The 16,071-nt window shown below is 70.2% G+C and carries 14 protein-coding genes and 1 tRNA gene; 4 read left to right on the top strand and 11 right to left on the bottom strand.

Going from position 1 to position 16,071, the window contains the following annotated elements; all coding sequences use genetic code 11:
- Window positions 1-611: 2-oxoacid:acceptor oxidoreductase family protein (locus tag M0P34_RS05670; protein ID WP_291497282.1), on the bottom strand; the 611-nt coding region annotated here is incomplete at its 3' end.
- A gap of 246 nt (window positions 612-857) precedes the next feature.
- Here M0P34_RS05670 and M0P34_RS05675 point away from each other — a divergent pair.
- The 4 genes from M0P34_RS05675 (at window position 858) to M0P34_RS05690 (ending at window position 3,131) form a co-directional block, all read left to right on the top strand.
- A complete protein-coding gene (locus tag M0P34_RS05675) occupies window positions 858-1,073 on the top strand; it encodes a dual CXXC motif small (seleno)protein (protein ID WP_291497289.1) in 216 nt (71 codons plus the stop codon).
- Window positions 1,074-1,234: 161 nt separating this feature from the next.
- Window positions 1,235-2,107, top strand: coding sequence for a FlgO family outer membrane protein (locus tag M0P34_RS05680; protein ID WP_291497291.1), 873 nt, complete (start codon window positions 1,235-1,237; stop codon window positions 2,105-2,107).
- A 20-nt stretch (window positions 2,108-2,127) separates the two neighbouring features.
- On the top strand, window positions 2,128-2,424 hold the full coding sequence (locus M0P34_RS05685; RefSeq protein ID WP_291497293.1) for a hypothetical protein: 297 nt from the start codon (window positions 2,128-2,130) through the stop codon (window positions 2,422-2,424).
- A gap of 8 nt (window positions 2,425-2,432) precedes the next feature.
- Window positions 2,433-3,131, top strand: a complete 699-nt coding sequence (locus tag M0P34_RS05690; RefSeq protein WP_291497295.1) for a FlgO family outer membrane protein — start codon at window positions 2,433-2,435, stop codon at window positions 3,129-3,131.
- 114 nt (window positions 3,132-3,245) lie between these two features.
- Here the strand turns inward: M0P34_RS05690 and lon are convergent, their stop codons facing one another.
- From lon to dnaX, 10 genes are all read right to left on the bottom strand, one after another.
- Window positions 3,246-5,717, bottom strand: a complete 2,472-nt coding sequence (lon, locus tag M0P34_RS05695) for an endopeptidase La (RefSeq protein WP_291497297.1) — start codon at window positions 5,715-5,717, stop codon at window positions 3,246-3,248.
- A 119-nt stretch (window positions 5,718-5,836) separates the two neighbouring features.
- Window positions 5,837-7,087: an ATP-dependent Clp protease ATP-binding subunit ClpX gene (gene clpX / locus M0P34_RS05700; RefSeq protein WP_291497299.1), complete on the bottom strand. Its 1,251-nt coding sequence runs from the start codon at window positions 7,085-7,087 to the stop codon at window positions 5,837-5,839.
- 7 nt (window positions 7,088-7,094) lie between these two features.
- Window positions 7,095-7,703, bottom strand: a complete 609-nt coding sequence (gene clpP / locus M0P34_RS05705) for an ATP-dependent Clp endopeptidase proteolytic subunit ClpP (RefSeq protein WP_291497302.1) — start codon at window positions 7,701-7,703, stop codon at window positions 7,095-7,097.
- Between the two features lie 201 nt (window positions 7,704-7,904).
- On the bottom strand, window positions 7,905-9,383 hold the full coding sequence (gene tig, locus M0P34_RS05710; RefSeq protein WP_291497304.1) for a trigger factor: 1,479 nt from the start codon (window positions 9,381-9,383) through the stop codon (window positions 7,905-7,907).
- A 69-nt stretch (window positions 9,384-9,452) separates the two neighbouring features.
- Window positions 9,453-9,537 (bottom strand) — tRNA-Leu (locus M0P34_RS05715).
- A 312-nt stretch (window positions 9,538-9,849) separates the two neighbouring features.
- Window positions 9,850-10,728 carry a bifunctional hydroxymethylpyrimidine kinase/phosphomethylpyrimidine kinase gene (gene thiD, locus M0P34_RS05720; RefSeq protein WP_291497305.1) on the bottom strand — a complete coding sequence of 293 codons (879 nt, stop codon included), beginning with the start codon at window positions 10,726-10,728 and terminating at the stop codon, window positions 9,850-9,852.
- A gap of 16 nt (window positions 10,729-10,744) precedes the next feature.
- Complete coding sequence (locus tag M0P34_RS05725) at window positions 10,745-13,060, bottom strand: AAA family ATPase (protein ID WP_291497307.1); 2,316 nt, start codon at window positions 13,058-13,060, stop codon at window positions 10,745-10,747.
- A 34-nt stretch (window positions 13,061-13,094) separates the two neighbouring features.
- Window positions 13,095-13,700 (bottom strand): recombination mediator RecR, encoded by a 606-nt coding sequence (recR, locus tag M0P34_RS05730; protein WP_291497309.1) that lies wholly within the window; start codon window positions 13,698-13,700, stop codon window positions 13,095-13,097.
- A 10-nt stretch (window positions 13,701-13,710) separates the two neighbouring features.
- Window positions 13,711-14,022 (bottom strand): YbaB/EbfC family nucleoid-associated protein, encoded by a 312-nt coding sequence (locus M0P34_RS05735; RefSeq protein WP_291497311.1) that lies wholly within the window; start codon window positions 14,020-14,022, stop codon window positions 13,711-13,713.
- A gap of 3 nt (window positions 14,023-14,025) precedes the next feature.
- Window positions 14,026-15,939: a DNA polymerase III subunit gamma/tau gene (gene dnaX, locus M0P34_RS05740; RefSeq protein ID WP_291497313.1), complete on the bottom strand. Its 1,914-nt coding sequence runs from the start codon at window positions 15,937-15,939 to the stop codon at window positions 14,026-14,028.
- Between the last annotated feature and the right edge of the window lie 132 nt (window positions 15,940-16,071).

Here is a 16,071-nt window from a genome sequence, read left to right on the forward strand (position 1 = left end):
GCCAGGGCGCCCAGGGCCAGGGCCTCGTTGCCCGTAAGCATCAGCCGCCGCGGCGGGTCGGCCACCGGCGCCAGCGGGGCGAAGGGCGGCGCCTGCTCGCGCACCCAGGCGTAGGCGGCGTCGAGAACCTCGTGGTTGCGGGCCACCACGTCCCGGCCCTTCGCGGCGAAGGTCTCGCCCAGCAGGGCCTTGGGGATGGCGGGGTCCAGGCCCAGGATGCCCGCCAGCACGCCCAGGGCCGCGACGTTCTGGAAAATGGGCTTGGGCGCCAGCCCGGCGAAGGGCACGCTGCGGCCCGGCGCGTCCCTGAGGTCCAGCCCGGCGTCGGCGAAAACCATGCCGCCCGGCGCCAGTTCCTCCAGGTGCAGGTCCACGCCCTCCTGGTTCAGGGCCATGAGCAGGTCCAGGGGCTCGCGCGGGGCGTCCAGGGGAAAGTCGGCGGCACGGATGAGAAACGTGTTGTGCCCGCCGCGCACGCGGGACATGAAATCCTGGCGCACCAGCACTTCATGGCCGCCGCGCACAAGGCTCCTGGCCAGCAGCTGGCCCACGGTGGACAGCCCCTGGCCGGCGGCCCCGGCGATCATCAGGTTGACACAATGTTCGGGCATGATGGGTTCTCCTTGTCCCGGGCGAAACGGTTCCGGAGCCCGGCCCCGGGTGGCGGGCGCGGTGATCCTGTTCCCTGCATAGCGGAAAAACGCGCGGGAATAAACCGCCGCGGGCAATTCGCCCGCCTATTTCCCACCACCACAGGAGGGACTTGCCCGCGGGCCTGAAATGGTGCATTATCCGCCGCGGCGGCCGACCCGCCCCGGCCTTGCGCACAACCGACAACACCAGAGGATTTCCCCACCATGTGGAACACCCCGACCCTGTTCGGCGGCCCCCGCCAGGCCGACGCCCGGATGGCGTGCAAGGAATGCCAGGGCTCCCTGCGCGTGATCCGCTCCTGCCGGGAGGTCTACCTCTTCTGCGGCCAGTGCGGCGGCAAGTTCAAGCTCGACGCCTACGCCGAATACCTCGACCAGATCGAGGAATTCATGCTCAACATCCCCTGCGACCGGATCTGACCCCCGGCCGCGCGCCCCGCCCGGGCCCCGCGCCCGCAAGCCCCCCCGCCCGCCCCGGGCAGCCCCCCTCCCCCGCCCCGCGCGGGGTGTAAAGCTTTTCCCCGCCCCGGCCGATAGAGCCTCCAGAGCCATTTCCGTCAACGACCCTTCGGGGGAGCACCATGTCCAGCCATTGCTTACGCCCGGCCCTGCTGGCCGTCCTGCTGGCGGCCGCCGTCCTGCTTCCGGCCACCGCCGGGGCCGACGACGCCACCGCCGCCGCCCTGGCCCGGCGCAACGCCGATGCGGCCGCCGGCGCCGCGCGCCTGGATCCCGGAGCCGGGACCACCGCCCGCCACCTGGGCAAGGCCCAGGTCGACGGCGCCCGGCGGCCCATATTCGCAGCCCCCGGGGTGCCCGCCGGGGTGCTCACCCCCGACGGCGCCGGGGGATACGTCTGGATCGGCACGGCCGAGCCCGTCCCCGCGCCCAGCCAGGAGCACGTCGCCGCCCGCGAAATCCGTCTGCAAATCCGCGAGATGGCCGCCCAGCTCTTCGAACGCGGCACCACGGGCCTTGGCAGCGGCGTGGCCCTGCCCGCCTCCTTCGTGAACCAGGACGACCTGGACAGCACCTCGGCCTTCGGGCGTTACATCGCCGAGCAGATGTTCTACGAGCTGAACCAGCTGGGCATCCCCGTGCGCGAATACCGGACCATGAAGAGCGTGCTGACCCGCCCCGAGGAGGGCGAATTCGTCATCACCCGCGACATGGCCCAGGCCGCGCGCCCGCGCCCGTCGGGGCTGGCCCTGTCGGGCACCTACTATTTCGACAAGCACAACGTGTTCGTCAACGCGCGCCTGTTCGACACCAAGGACGGGCTGGTGCTGCGCACGGCGAACATGGTCTTCCCCCAGACGCCCGTGACCAGGGCCATGCTGACCAAGGGCGGGGGCATGCGCCTGCGCGCCGCCCAGACCGAAGTCAAATCGCTGGCGGACATGAAGGACGACACGAGCCTGCAGTTCATGTTCCAGCAGAACACGCTCCACTAGGCCCACGCCAAGGACGCACCATGCGCATCTCCGCAACGCCTCTTCTGGCCGCCGCCCTGCTGGCCCTGCTGCTGGGGGGCTGCTCCCTGTGGCAGGCCGTGGCCCCCGCGCCCAAGGCAGCCCCGCATCCGGTGGCCTACCACGAACACGCCGTGCGCTGCCTGGCCCTGGGCCGCGAATACCAGGCCCAGGGGCGCCATGAGCTTGCGCGCGAAACCTTCATGCACGGCCTGGCCGCCGCCCGCGACGACGCCATGCGCGACACCCTGGCCCGGGAGCTGGAAGCCACGGACCGCATCATCCTCTCCAACAGGTAGGAGGCCCCATGTCCATCTTTCGCCCCCTGACCGCCGCCCTGGCCCTGGCCGCTGCCCTGGCCCTGGCCGCCCCGGCCCCGGCCGCCCAGAGCGTGCCCCAGACCGCCGCCGCCATCGCCGCGCAGCTCGACGGCCAGCTCGTGGAGCGGCTGCAACTGCTCGAAGGCCCCGCCCGAGGCACCTCCCTCATCCTCTCCACCCCCGTGGACCTGGGCGACCTGGAAAAAAGCTCGCCCCTGGCGCGGCTCATGGGCGAGGAGCTGGCCTCCTGGTTCGTGGCCAGCGGCTACCGCGTCCAGGAGATCCGCCGGGCGCGCAACCTGATGCTCGACCCCGCCACCGGCGAGCTGGCCCTCTCGCGCGATGTGCGCCTGCTTGGCGAGCGCAGCCCGCAAAGCGAGGTGCTGCTGGCGGGCACCTACAGCCAGACCTCGCGCAGCGTGCGCTTCAACATCCGCCTGCTGCACGCGCCCACGGGCGAGGTGCTGGCCATGGCTTCGGGCACGGTGCGCCTCACGCCCGAGACCGCCGAGCTGCTGGACACGGACGCCCGGGCCCAGGCCGCGCGGGTCCGCCCCAGCGTGGACACCGCCTGGGCCCCCCGCACGGCCCGGGCCCTGGGGATGTCCCAGTGGAGCCTGCCCGCGCCGGTGCGCACCCTGGGCGCCGCCAGCCAGGAACCGACCCTGCTGGACTTCACCGAATAGGCGGCCCGCCCCCACCGGCCCCGGCGACCAACGCGAAAAGGCCGGAGCGCAACGCGCTCCGGCCTTTTTGTTCGCAGCTCGCCCCGCCGTGGCGGGGCGGGACGGCGCCCGGCCCTAGTGGGTCGGGCCCTCCACGGCTTCCTTGGCCAGCGAGGCCGCCACGGGGCACAGGTCCGCCCCCCGGCCGGAGAATATCTTCTCCGGATCCGCGCAGACCAGGGCGTGGGAGAGCACCTCGTCCATGCTCGCGACCTCGACGATGGTCAGGTCGCGCAGGATGGCCGCGGGCACGTCCTTCAGGTCCTTGGCGTTCTCCTTGGGGATGAGCACCTTCCTGATCAGCCCCCGGTGGGCGGCCAGGAGCTTCTCGCGCAGGCCGCCGATGGGCAGCACGCGCCCGCGCAGGGTGATCTCGCCGGTCATGGCCAGCTCGTTGTCCACCGGCAGGTTGAGCAGCGCCGAGGCCAGGGAGGTGGCCAGGGTGATGCCCGCGCTGGGCCCGTCCTTGGGGATGGCGCCCTCCGGAACGTGGACGTGGATGTCGATTTCCTTGTGGAAGTCGCGCTTGAGGCCGAAGAGGTCCGAGCGCGAGCGGATGTAGGACAGGGCGGCCTTGGCCGACTCCTGCATGACCTCGCCGAGCTTGCCGGTGATCTCCACCCGCCCGGTGCCGGGCATGAGCGCGGTTTCCACAAGCAGCAGCTCGCCGCCGAGCTCGGTGTAGGCCAGCCCGGTGGTCACGCCCACCTGGGGGGCGTCCTCCTTCTCGCCGTAGCTGTGCTTGGGCACGCCAAGCAGCTGCGCCAGCTGCTGCTTGGTGACCTTGACGGTCTTTTCCATGTCGCCCTCCTCCACCAGCTTCATGGCCGACTTGCGGCACACGGCGGCCACCTCGCGCTCGAGGTTGCGCACGCCCGCCTCGCGGGTGTAGCGGCGGATGATTTCCGTCAGGGCGTTGTCCGTCAGGGTCAGGTTCTCGGGCTTGAGGCCGTGCTCCCTGATCTGCTTGGGCACCAGGAAGTTGCGGGCGATCTGCATCTTCTCGGTTTCCAGGTAGCCGGGCAGCTTGATGATCTCCATGCGGTCCTGCAACGGCAGGGGAATGGAGTGCAGGCTGTTGGCCGTGGTGATGAAGAAGACCTTGGACAGGTCGTAGTCCATGTCCAGGTAGTGGTCGTTGAAGGTCGAGTTCTGCTCGGGGTCGAGGACTTCGAGCAGCGCCGCCGACGGGTCGCCCCGGAAGTCCATGGACATCTTGTCCACCTCGTCCAGGCAGAAGACGGGGTTGTTGAACTTCACGCGCTTCAGGGCCTGGATGATCTTGCCGGGCAGCGCGCCGACATAGGTCCGCCGGTGGCCGCGGATTTCGGCCTCGTCGCGCACCCCGCCCAGGGACAGGCGCACGAACTCGCGGCCCGTGGCGCGGGCGACGGACTTGGAGATGGAGGTCTTGCCCACGCCGGGAGGGCCCACCAGGCACAGGATGGGGCCTTTCATGGTCTCCACCAGGCTCTGCACGGCCAGGTATTCGAGGATGCGCTCCTTGGGCTTTTCCAGGCCGAAGTGGTCCTGGTCGAGGATGGTCCGGGCCTGTTCGATGTCCAGGTCGGTTTCCTTGTGGACGTTCCAGGGCAGGTCGAGGATCCAGTCCACATAGTTGCGCACCACGGTATATTCCGCCGACGAGGGCGGAATCTGCTTGAGCTTCTTGAGCTCGCGCAGGGCCTTGTCGCGGTTCTCCTCGGGCATGACCTTCTCGGCCAGGCGCTTCTCCAGCTCGGCGACCTCGACGTTGGGGTCGTCCTCGCGGCCCATTTCCTTGTTGATGGCCTTGAGCTGCTCGTTCAGGTAGTACTCGCGCTGGTTGCGCTCCATCTGGTCCTTCACGCGCGACTTGATCTTCTTCTCCAGCGAGGCGATCTCGATCTCGCTTTGCAGCAGCGCGTAGGTCTCCTCCAGGCGGCGCATGGGGTCGGCCTGCTCCAGGATCTCCTGCTTGCGCACATAGTCCACCTTGAGGTGGGGCATCACGGCGTCGGCCAGCCGGCCCGCGTTGGTCAGCGACGAGATGGCCACGATGGTCTCGGCGGCCATTTTCTTGTTGACCTTGCCGTACTCCTCCAGAGCCTCATGGGTGGCGCGCACCAGGGCCTCGGCGTCGGCCGAGTCGGCCTCGAAGTCGGGCACGCGGCGCACCACGGCCATGGGGAACTCGGCCTTGCCGTCCTTGGAGTCCAGGGGCACAAGGCCCTCGGCGGGGGTCCAGCGGGCGCGGTACAGGCCCTCGAAGAGCACCTTGATGGTGCCGTCAGGCAGGCGCAGGAGCTGGAGAATCTTGCTGACGGTGCCGATGTCGAAAAGATCGTCGGGGGTCGGGCGCTCCTGCTCGGGGCTGCGCTGGGCGACGAGGAAGATCTTTTTGTTGAAGTTGGCCAGGGCGGTCTCGATGGCTTTCACCGAGGCCTCGCGCCCCACGAAAAGCGGGACGATGGAGCGCGGGAACATGACCACCTCGCGCAGGGACATGAGCGGCAGGCGCAATTCTTCGGAGCGGGGGTCGTTGTCCACCATGACGAAATTCGACATCTATTCCTCCGGGAAACGGTGAGGGGCACAGGGCCCGGACTCCGACAAGCTATGACCGCCGAGGCGGATGTCAACTGCGCGGCGCCGCCGCGCCGGGGCGGCCCCGGCGCGGCGGTCCCTCAGGCGGATTTGACTTCGGACTGGAAGATCAGCAGCGGCTCCTGGGCGTTCTCCACCACGGCGCTGTTGATCACGCATTCCTTGACGCCCTCTAGCGAGGGCAGGCGGTACATGATGTCGAGCATCACGCCCTCGAGCACGCTGCGCAGGCCGCGGGCGCCGGTCTTGCGGCCCAGGGCCTTCTTGGCCACCGCCGTCAAGGCGTTGGCGGTGAAGCGCAGGCGCACCTCGTCCAGCTCGAAGAGCTTCTGGTACTGCTTGACCAGGGCGTTGCGCGGCTCGGTGAGGATGCGCACAAGGTCGTCCTCGGTGAGCTCCTCCAGGCTGGCGACCACGGGGATGCGGCCCACGAATTCGGGGATCAGCCCGAACTTGACCAGGTCGTCGGGGCTCACGTCGCGGATCAGCTCATCGGTCTTGGCCTCCTGGGTCTTGCGCAGCTGCGCGCCGAAGCCCAGCCCGCTGCCCTCGCGCCGGCCCTGGATGATCTTCTCCAGGCCGATGAACGCCCCGCCCAGGATGAACAGGATGTTCGAGGTGTTCATGCGGATGAACTCCTGCTGCGGGTGCTTGCGGCCGCCCTTGGGCGGGATGTTGGCCTCGGTGCCCTCGATGATCTTGAGCAGCGCCTGCTGCACGCCCTCGCCGGACACGTCGCGGGTGATGGACGGGCTGTCGCCCTTGCGGGCGATCTTGTCGATCTCGTCCACATAGATGATGCCCCGCGAGGCGGCCTCGATGTCGTAGTCGGCGTTTTGCAGCAGCTGGACGAGGATGTTCTCCACGTCCTCGCCCACATAGCCTGCCTCGGTCAGGGTCGTGGCGTCGGCGATGGCAAAGGGCACCTTGAGCACGCGGGCCAGGGTCTGGGCCAGCAGGGTCTTGCCCGAGCCCGTGGGGCCGATGAGCAGGATGTTGCTCTTGTCCAGCTCCACGTCGCTCTTGGAGCGGCTCGCGTGGAACACGCGCTTGTAATGGTTGTGCACGGCCACGGCCAGGGTCTTCTTGGGGGTGCCCTGGCCGATGACGTATTCGTCCAGGAGATTCTTGATCTCCTCGGGGGTCAGCAGGCGGCCGTCCTGCGTCTCCTCGCCCACGCCCTCCTGGGCGATGATCTCGTTGCAAAGGCCGACGCACTCGTCGCAGATGTAGACATCGGGCCCCGCGATGAGCCGTTGCACCTCGTCCTGCCCCTTGCCGCAAAACGAGCAGCTCAGCTCGGGGGGCAGGCCCGTTTTCTTGTCGGACATGTGCCTTCTACTCCTTGGCTTGTTCCGGCAGTTCCCTGCGCGACACCAGGATCTTGTCGATGATCCCGTAGTCCTTGGCCTCCTGGGGGCCCATGAAATAGTCGCGCTCGGTGTCCTCGGCGATTTTCTTGAGCTTCTTGCCGGTGTGTGCGGCCAGGATGCCGTTCAGCATCTCGCGCATGCGCAGTATCTCGCGGGCGTGGATGTCGATATCCGTGGCCTGGCCCTGCATCCCGCCCAGAGGCTGGTGGATGAGGATCCGTGCGTGAGGCAAAGCAAAACGCATACCAGGTTCGCCCGCCGCGAGCAGCACGGCGCCCATGCTCGACGCCTGGCCGATGCACACGGTGGACACGGGGGCGGAAATGTACTGCATGGTGTCATAGATGGCCATGCCCGCCGTGACCACGCCGCCCGGGGAGTTGACGTACAGGTTGATGGGTTTTTCCGGGTTTTCGGACTCCAGGAACAGGAGCTGGGCGCAGACCAGGCTGGCCACATGGTCGTCGATGGCCGTGCCCAGCAGGATGATCCGGTCGCGCAGCAGGCGGGAATAGATGTCGTAGGCGCGCTCGGTGCGCCCGGTGGTCTCGATGACTATGGGAACGGTGGGCATTGGGAATATCCCCCTTGATTGCCGGTGAAAGACGGGCCCCGGACGCCTTGGGACCCATGAATCAGCATACGCCAAGGGCCCTTGGCGCGTCCAGCCTCAAAACGCGCGTGCCCGCTGGACGCGGGCTGGGCCGGGCGCCCAGCCGCCCGGAAAGGACAGGGCGGGGCCCCGGCACCGGAACCCCGCCCCGAAAGTGCCTGGCTACTCGTCGGCCTTGGCGGGCTTGGCGGCCTTCTTGGCCGGGGCCTTCTTCTCGGCGCCGTCCTTCTTGGCCTTGGCCGCGGGCTTGGCGGCCGGGGCGCCCTCCTCGGCCGCATCCTTGGCGGCCTTCTTGGCCGGGGCCTTGCGGGCGGGCTTGGCCGGGGCCTCCTCGCCGCCCTCGGCCTTGGCCTTGGGCGCGACCTCGATCACCTTGGCGCTGGCGTAGATCTTGTCCACGGCCTTGTCGGCCAGCAGCCGGTCCTTGAGGGCGAACATGAGGTTGTTCTCCTCGTAGTAACGGCGCACGGTCTCGGGGTCCTGCTTGGTGCGGATGGCCTCCTGGAGCAGGTGGCGGTCCACCTCCTCGTTGCCCACGGCCATGCCTTCCTTGGCGGCGACGGCCAGCAGCAGCATCTGGGTGCGGACCATCTCCTCGGCCTTGGGCCGGAACTCGTCGCGCAGCTCCTGGGCGGTCTTGCCCAGGGCCTCCATGCGGCGGCCCTGGCTCTCGACGCGGTGCTTGAAGTCCGCCAGCAGCTGGGCCACATGCTCCTCCACCACCATGGGCGGCAGGGGGAAGTCCACCTGGGCCAGCAGCTGGTCGACCAGCTTCTTCTGCGCGTCGGAGCGCACGAGGTTGCGGCGCGACTCCATGTAGGAGTTCTCGATGGCCTCGCGCATCATGGCCACGTCCTTGAAGCCGCCGGCCTTCTTGGCGAAGGCGTCGTCGATCTCGGGCAGCACCTTGGCCTTGATCTCATGCAGCTTGACGCGCAGGGTCACGGTGCGGCCCGCGAAATCGCGGTTGATGAAGTCCTCGGGGAAGGTGATGTCGTCCTCGCCGTTCTCCCCGGGCTTGAGCTTCTTCACGATGGCCTCGAACTCGGGCAGGGACTGCTTTTCGCCCAGCACCAGCTGGAAGCCGTTGGCCTTGATCTCGTCCACGGCCTTGCCGTCCTGCCAGGCCGAAAAGTCCAGCACGACGATGTCGCCGTCCTGGGCGGTGCGGTCCTCGGTCACGGTCCGGGCCTCGGCCAGGTTCTCGCGGATGCGCTCGACCACGGCGTCGACCTCGGCGGGGTCGACCTCGGGCTTCTCCTGCTCCACTTCGAGGCCCATGTACTCGGGCACATCGAAGGTCGGGGCGACCTCGAACTTCACGCTGTAGCTGAAGGCCTCGCCCCGCGCCAGCTGCCCGGCGTCGACATCCAGGCGCGACATGGGCTGCACGCCCAGCTCACCCATGATCTCGTTCAGGTGGACGTTGACCAGGTCCGTGGTGGCCTCCTCGGCGATCTGCTGGCGGAAGCGGCTCTCCACCATCTGGGACGGCACCTTGCCCTTGCGGAAGCCCTTGATGTCAACCGTGGTGCGGTAGACGGCCACAGTGGCCTGGATGGCGGCGTCCACTTCCTCGACGGGAACGGAGACAACCACCTTGCGCTCGACGGGGGACAGTTCTTCGACCTTGTATTCCATGTGTTCGGCTCCTTGTGCGTCTGCCTCGTTCCCGCAGGAAGAGGAAATCGTTGGCCAGCGCGGGCGGCGTGGTGCAGGGGGAGGGACTCGAACCCTCAAGCCTTGCGGCACTGGCTCCTAAGACCAGCGTGTTTACCAATTCCACCACCCCTGCGTGGCGCGAACCCGCCCGGCGCGGCGGGGCGGTGCCCCCGGCGGGCGAAAATATGACTCCGGAGATGGAAACGACGGCGACCGGACGCCCGGGGCCGTCCCGCCTGCGGTGCGGCCCGTCCGTCCGGCACCGTCCGCGCCGGGGCGCCCCTGGCGCCCGGGCGCACCCCGGCCCTGCAAAAGGACATGCATTAGCCACGCCGGACGGGGGTGTCAATCATCCCACGGTGCGCAGGCTAGAAACCCTATTTGCCCCGCCCTGTCAAGCCCGTGGCACCCGGGCCGCGCCCCGGCCCGCCGCCCGGGGCGCGCCTCAGGGCTCCCGCAGGGCGGCCTCCAGCGGATCGGCCCCGCGCGCCAGCAGGGCCAGGGGGATGCCGTGGGCCACGGGTCCGGCCCCGTGGCCGGGGGCGAAGGAGTGGCGCAGGGCCAGGTTCAGGTAGCGCTGGGCCCGGGCCACGGCCTGGGGCAGCCCCAGCCCCTGGCCCAGGCCGGTGGCGATGGCCGCCGACAGGGTGCAGCCCGTGCCGTGGGTGTTTTCCGTGTCCACCCGGGGCTGGTCGAGGACCAGGAAGCTGCCGTCGGCCAGCCCCAGCAGGTCGGCCATGCGCCCGGGGTCCGGGCCCTCCAGGTGCTCGCCGCTGAAGTGCCCGCCCTTGAGCAGCACGGCCCGGGCGCCCAGGGCCAACAGCCGCCCCACGGCCCGGCGCGCGGCCTCGGGGCTGCGGATTTCCATGCCCGCCAGCAGCTCTGCCTCGGGCCGGTTGGGGGTCAGCAGGTCCGCCAGGGGCAGCATGCGCCGCCGCAGGGCGTCCACGGCGTCCTCCTCCAGCAGGCGGTGCCCGCTCTGGCTGACGCACACCGGGTCCACCACCAGGGGGAAGGACTTGCCCTCCAGCCCGTCGGCCACGGCGTCGATGATGGCCGCCGAGAACAGCATCCCGGTCTTGGCCGCCGCAACGCGGAAATCTTCCAGCACGGTGGACAGTTGCAGGCCCACGAAACCGGGCGCGGGCGCCTCGATGCCCGTGACGCCCAGGGAGTTCTGGGCCGTGAGCGCCGTGATAACGCTCATGCCGTAGCCGCCGAGCATGGCGATGGTCTTCAGGTCGGCCTGGATGCCCGCCCCGCCGCCGGGGTCCGATCCGGCGATGGTCAGTATCTGCGCGGGCCTGCGCGTGGTTTCGGGCATGGAGTGCCTCCGTCTCTCAGTGGTTGAACGCCGCCTGGAGGCGGTATTGCAGGTTGGTGTTGCGCTTGCGGCTGTTGGCGCGCCCAAGGCCGATGGCCATCGCCCGGGCGGGCCCGATGAGCACGGCCAGCCTGCGCGCGCGGGTCAGGCCGGTGTAGATCAGGTTGCGCTCCAGCATGATGTAGTGCTGCGGCACCACGGGCATGATCACCGCCGGGTACTCGCTGCCCTGGGACTTGTGGACCGACACGGCATAGGCCGGGGCCAGCTCGTCCAGCTCGTGGGCCTCGTAGGCCACCTCGCGGCCGTCGAACTCCACCAGCAGCTCGCCCTCGGCGGGGTCCGCCGCCGCGATCCAGCCCAGGTCGCCGTTGAACACGTCCTTGTCGTAGTTGTTGCGCAGCTGGAGCACGCGGTCGCCCTGGCGGAAGATCGTTTCCCCGCGCCGGATCTCCCGGCCCCGGGGGTTCAGCCGCTCCTGGAGCAGGCGGTTGAGGGCCTGGGTGCCCAGGGGGCCCTTGTGGATGGGCGTGAGCACCTGGATGTCGCGGCGCGGGTCCAGGCCGTAGGCCCTGGGGATGCGCTGGGTGGCCAGCTCCAGGATGTAGTCGCGGATGTCGGCGGGGTCCGCGCGGCGGACCCAGAAGAAGTCGTCCGCCGGGCCGGGGGGCTCGTTGTTCTCGGGCAGCTGGCCCGCGTTGACGCGGTGGGCGTTGGTCACGATGAGGCTCTCGCGGGCCTGGCGGAAGATGCGCGTGAGCACCGCGTGGGGCACGGCCTGGCTGGCAAGGATGTCGCCCAGGATGTTGCCCGGGCCCACCGAGGGCAGCTGGTTCACGTCGCCGATGAGCACCAGGCGGCAGGTCAGGGGCAGGGCCCGCAGCAGTGCGAGGAACAGCGACTCGTCGAGCATGGAGGCTTCGTCCACCACCACGGCGGCGGCCTCGATCTTGTTGTCCTCGCCGAGCTGGAAGCCGCCCTCGGGGGAATACTGCAACAGCCGGTGCAGGGTGGAGGCCGGATGGTCCGTGGCCTCGGCCAGCCGCTTGGCCGCCCGGCCCGTGGGCGCGGCCAGCTTGACCTTGAACTTCAGGGCCGTGAGCACGCTGACCAGGGTGCGCGTGATGGTCGTCTTGCCCGTGCCGGGGCCGCCGGTGATGACAAAGACCTTGTTCTCGCACCCGGCCAGCACGGCCGCGCGCTGCTCGGCCGACAGCTCCACCTGCGCCGCGGCCTCCACCCCGGGCATGACCCTGCGGATGGCCGCCAGGTCCAGGGGCGTGGGATGCTCGATGAGATGGTACAGGCGCGTGGCCGTCTCGGTCTCGTGGCGATAGAAATGCATGAGGAACACGGCACGGGGCACCCCCTGGGCCGGGAGCTCCTCCACCACCACGCGCTTGCGGTGCTCCAGGGCGGCCACGGCGGCGCGCACGGCTTCGGGGCCCGGCCCGGCGCCCGCGTCCGCAAGGCCGGGGTCGTCCTCCAGCAGCCAGGGCGGCGGTCCGTCCTGGTCCTGCGGCTCCCCGCCCGCGCCGGGTTCCGTGCCGGGGCCGCCCTCGTCCCCCGGCGCCGCCAGCACGCGCTCCCAGCCCGCCAGAAGCCCCAGCACATGGCGCACCAGCTCGTCCTCGGGCAGGAACAGGTGGCCCTTTTCGCTGGCCGAGAACAGGGCGTAGACCACCCCGGCCTCCACGCGCTGGGGCGCGTCGGGCGAAAAGCCCAGGCGCAGGGCCATGCCGTCGGCGGTGCGAAAGCCCACGCCGCGGATCTCGTAGGCCAGTTCGTAGGGGTTCTCGCGCAGCTTGGCCTCGGCCCCGCTGCCGTAGCGCTGCCAGATGCGCGCCGCGTGGGTGGGCGAAACCTGATGCGATTGCAGGAAGATCATCAGGTTGCGCGCCTCGTGCTGCCCGGCCCAGGACTCGCGGATGGCCGCGAGCTTCTTGCGGCCCAGGCCCTCCACCTCCAGGAGGCGTTCGGGTTCCTGGTCGAGCACGTCCAGGACCGCGGCCCCGAAGTGGTCCACCAGCCGCGCGGCCAGCTTCGGGCCGATGCCGCGCACGTTGCCCGAGGAGAGGTAGCGCCGGATGCCGTTGATGGTCGCGGGCATGGCCTGCTGGGCCACATGGACCTCGAACTGGCGCCCGAACTTGGGGTGGTCCACCCAGCGGCCCGTGAGGTCGAGCATCTCGCCGGGGCAGACCTGGGCCATGACGCCGACCACGGTCACATCCCCGGCCTCGTTCCGGGCGCGGACCCGGGCCACGGTATAGCCGTTGGCCGGATTGTGGTAGACCACGCTCTTGACTTCGGCCTTCAGGGTCTCGGCCATGTCCTGTCCCGCTCGGGCGCCCGGGCGCGCGGAGCTAGAGGTCCTGGCGGAACCGCAGCGACTGGCGCAGGGTCTCGCGGTCCACGAATTTGACCTCGGCGCCCAGGGGGATGCCCTGGGCCAGGCGGCTGACGCGCACCCCGGGGTGGGCGCGGGCCACGAGATCCTTGATGAAGGTGGCCGTGGTCTCGGCCTCCAGGGTCGTGCCCAGGGCCAGGATGACCTCGGCCACCCGCCCCTCGGCCAGCCGCGCCCGCAACCGGGGAATCTCCAGGTTCTGGGAGGTCACGTTCTCCAGCGGGGCCAGCAGCCCGCCCAGGACGAGGTAGCGGCCCTTGTAGAACCCGCCGTCCTCGATGGCCAGCAGGCTGTCCCATTCGGCCACGACCATGAGCTGGGAGCCGTCGCGGGCCGGGTCGGAACAGATGCAGCAGGGGTTGCAGTCCGACAGGCTGGCGCAGCGCTCGCAAAAGAACAGCCGTTCGCGCAGCTCCAGGATGCTCTGGCCCAGGCCCCGGGCCTTGGGCAGGGGCCATTTGAGCAGTTCGAGGGCCGCGCGCAGGGCCGATTTCGGCCCCAGGCCCGGCAGGCGCGAAAGCTGGTCGACCACCGCCCGGAGCGGCTCGGGAAGCTGCTGCACGCCAGGACTCCTAGAACAGGCCGGGGATGTTGACGCCGCCGGTGATGGTCTTCATCTCGGCCTCGGCGGTCTCCTTGCCCTTCTTCACGGCCTCGTTGACGGCGGCCAGCACCAGGTCCTGGAGCATCTCCACGTCGCCCGGGTCCACGCAGGCCGGGTCGATGCGGATGGCCTTGACCTCGCCCGCGCAGGTGGCGGTGACGCTGACCATACCGCCCCCGGCGCCGGCCTCGACCTCCCGGGTCTTCAGCTCGGCCTGGAGCTTTTCCATCTTCTTCTGCATCATCTGCGCCTGGCGCATCAGGTCGTTCATGCCACGCATGGCTTATTCTCCATCTATTTCGGTGTGTTCAGGTGAAGGGGCGTCCCCAGCCTTAGCCGGGGCCGGGCGGGCGTCCACGAATCCGGCGTCGAAAGCGCCCATCACGGACTGGACCAGCGGATGGGCCCTGGCTTTGGCCTCCAGTTCCTTGTGCGTCGCCTCCCGGCGTTCGGGCACCTGGAACCCGACCTGCGTGCCGGGGCCGAAATATTCCTCCACCAGGGCGGTGAGCGCCGCGAAGGCCTCGCCCCGGCGAATCTGGGTGCAGTGCATCTGGTTCTGGCACTCCAGGGTCAGGACGCCCTCGGCGTAGCGCGCCCCGGCCTGCATCAGTCCGCCCACGCCCCGGCCCGTGCGCTCCTGCACGGCCTGGGCGAACTGGCGGAACCCCTCCCAGGTGCGCGGCCCGTCGGGCAGGGGCACGCCGTGGTCGCGCACCGTGGGGGCGGCTGTGGCGCGCCGCGCCGCGCGGGGCCGCGCAGGCGGCAGCCCGTGCGCCTCCCGGGGGCCGGGGTCGGAGTCCTGCGGTCCGGGGTCGGAGTCCTGCGGTCCGGGGTCCGGGTCGGCCACCTGGGCGCGCCAGGCGTCGGGGTCCGTCTCCGGGCCGGGATCCGTGTCCGGGCCGGGGTCCGTGTCGTCCTCGGGGCCCGGCTCCCCGGCGGGGGCGGGAGCATCGGCCTCGCGGGCCCTGGCGGCGCCCCGGGGCGCGGCGGCGGGGCGCGGCGGCGCGGGCGGCGCCTCGGCGCCTGGGCCCGGCTCGGCGCCCGGGGCTGGCGGGGCCGCTGGCGCCGCGCCCGTGCGGGCGATGTCGCCCAGGGGCAGCAGCCGGGGCAGGCAGGCCAGGTTGAGCAGCAGAAGCTCCAGGGCCAGGGCCGGTTCCAGGCTGTTGCGCACGCGCTGCTGGCCCTCCAGGGTCAGCTGCCAGCCGGCGTGGACGTGGGCCGGGTCGAAACGCCGGGTCCATTGCATCCACTGCGGGGCCTCGTCGGCGGAAATATCCAGCACGGCCAGGGCCGCCTCGCCCGACTGGCCCAGCAGGAACAGCGTGCGCCAGCATTCCGTCAGCTCGCGCAGGAAGAAGCCCAGGTCCAGCCCCTGGTCCAGGATCTCGCGCAGCACGGTGGACACGCCCAGGCAGTCGCGCCCGTGGATGGCCTCCAGCAGGCGGAACAGGATGTCGCGCCCGGCCAGCCCCAGGACCTGGCGCACATCGGCGCTGGTCAGCCGCCCGCCGCCCAGGGCCAGCACCTGCCCCAGCAGCGACATGGAGTCGCGCACGCTGCCCGCCCCGCGCCGGGCCAGCAGGGCCACGGCGTCGGCGTCGTAGTCCAGGCCCTCGGCCTTGAGCAGCCCGGCGAGGTGCGCCTCCAGCTCCCTGTGGCCCAGGCGCTGGAAGATGTAGTGCTGGCAGCGGCTGATGATGGTGGCCGGGAAGCGGTGCGGCTCGGTGGTGGCCATGATGAAGGTCGCGTGGGCCGGGGGCTCCTCCAGGGTCTTCAGCAGGGCGTTGAAGGCGCCCTTGGAGAGCATGTGCGCCTCGTCGATGATGAAGACCTTGTAGCGGCAGTCGATGGGCGCGAAGCCCACGTCCTCCTTGAGGGAGCGCACGTTCTCCACGCCGGTGTGCGAGGCGCCGTCGATCTCCATCACGTCCACGGCGGCGCCGACCTGGATCTGGCGGCAGCGGGCGCACTGGTTGCAGGGCTCGGCGGCCGGGCCCTGCTCGCAGTTCAGCGCCTTGGCGAAGATGCGCGCGATGGTCGTCTTGCCCACGCCGCGCGTGCCGCTGAAAAGATAGGCCGGGGCCACGGCGCCCGTGGCCGCCGCGCGGGAGAGGATGGTCTTGATGACCTGCTGCCCGGCGACATCGGCGAAGCGCTGGGGGCGGTACTTGTGGGTCAGGTGGGTCTGGCTCATGGCGGCCCTGCCCCGCGCCGGGCCCGGAGGGGCACGGCGCGGGGCGGATATGGTCCTAGATCTCGTACTTGTCGAGCCAGGCGTCGTACTTGGGGTTCTCGCCCTTGACGATCTTGAAGTACTCGCGCTGGA

Origin of the sequence: Desulfocurvus sp. (assembly GCF_023230885.1) — a bacterium.
GTDB lineage: Bacteria > Desulfobacterota > Desulfovibrionia > Desulfovibrionales > Desulfovibrionaceae > Desulfocurvus.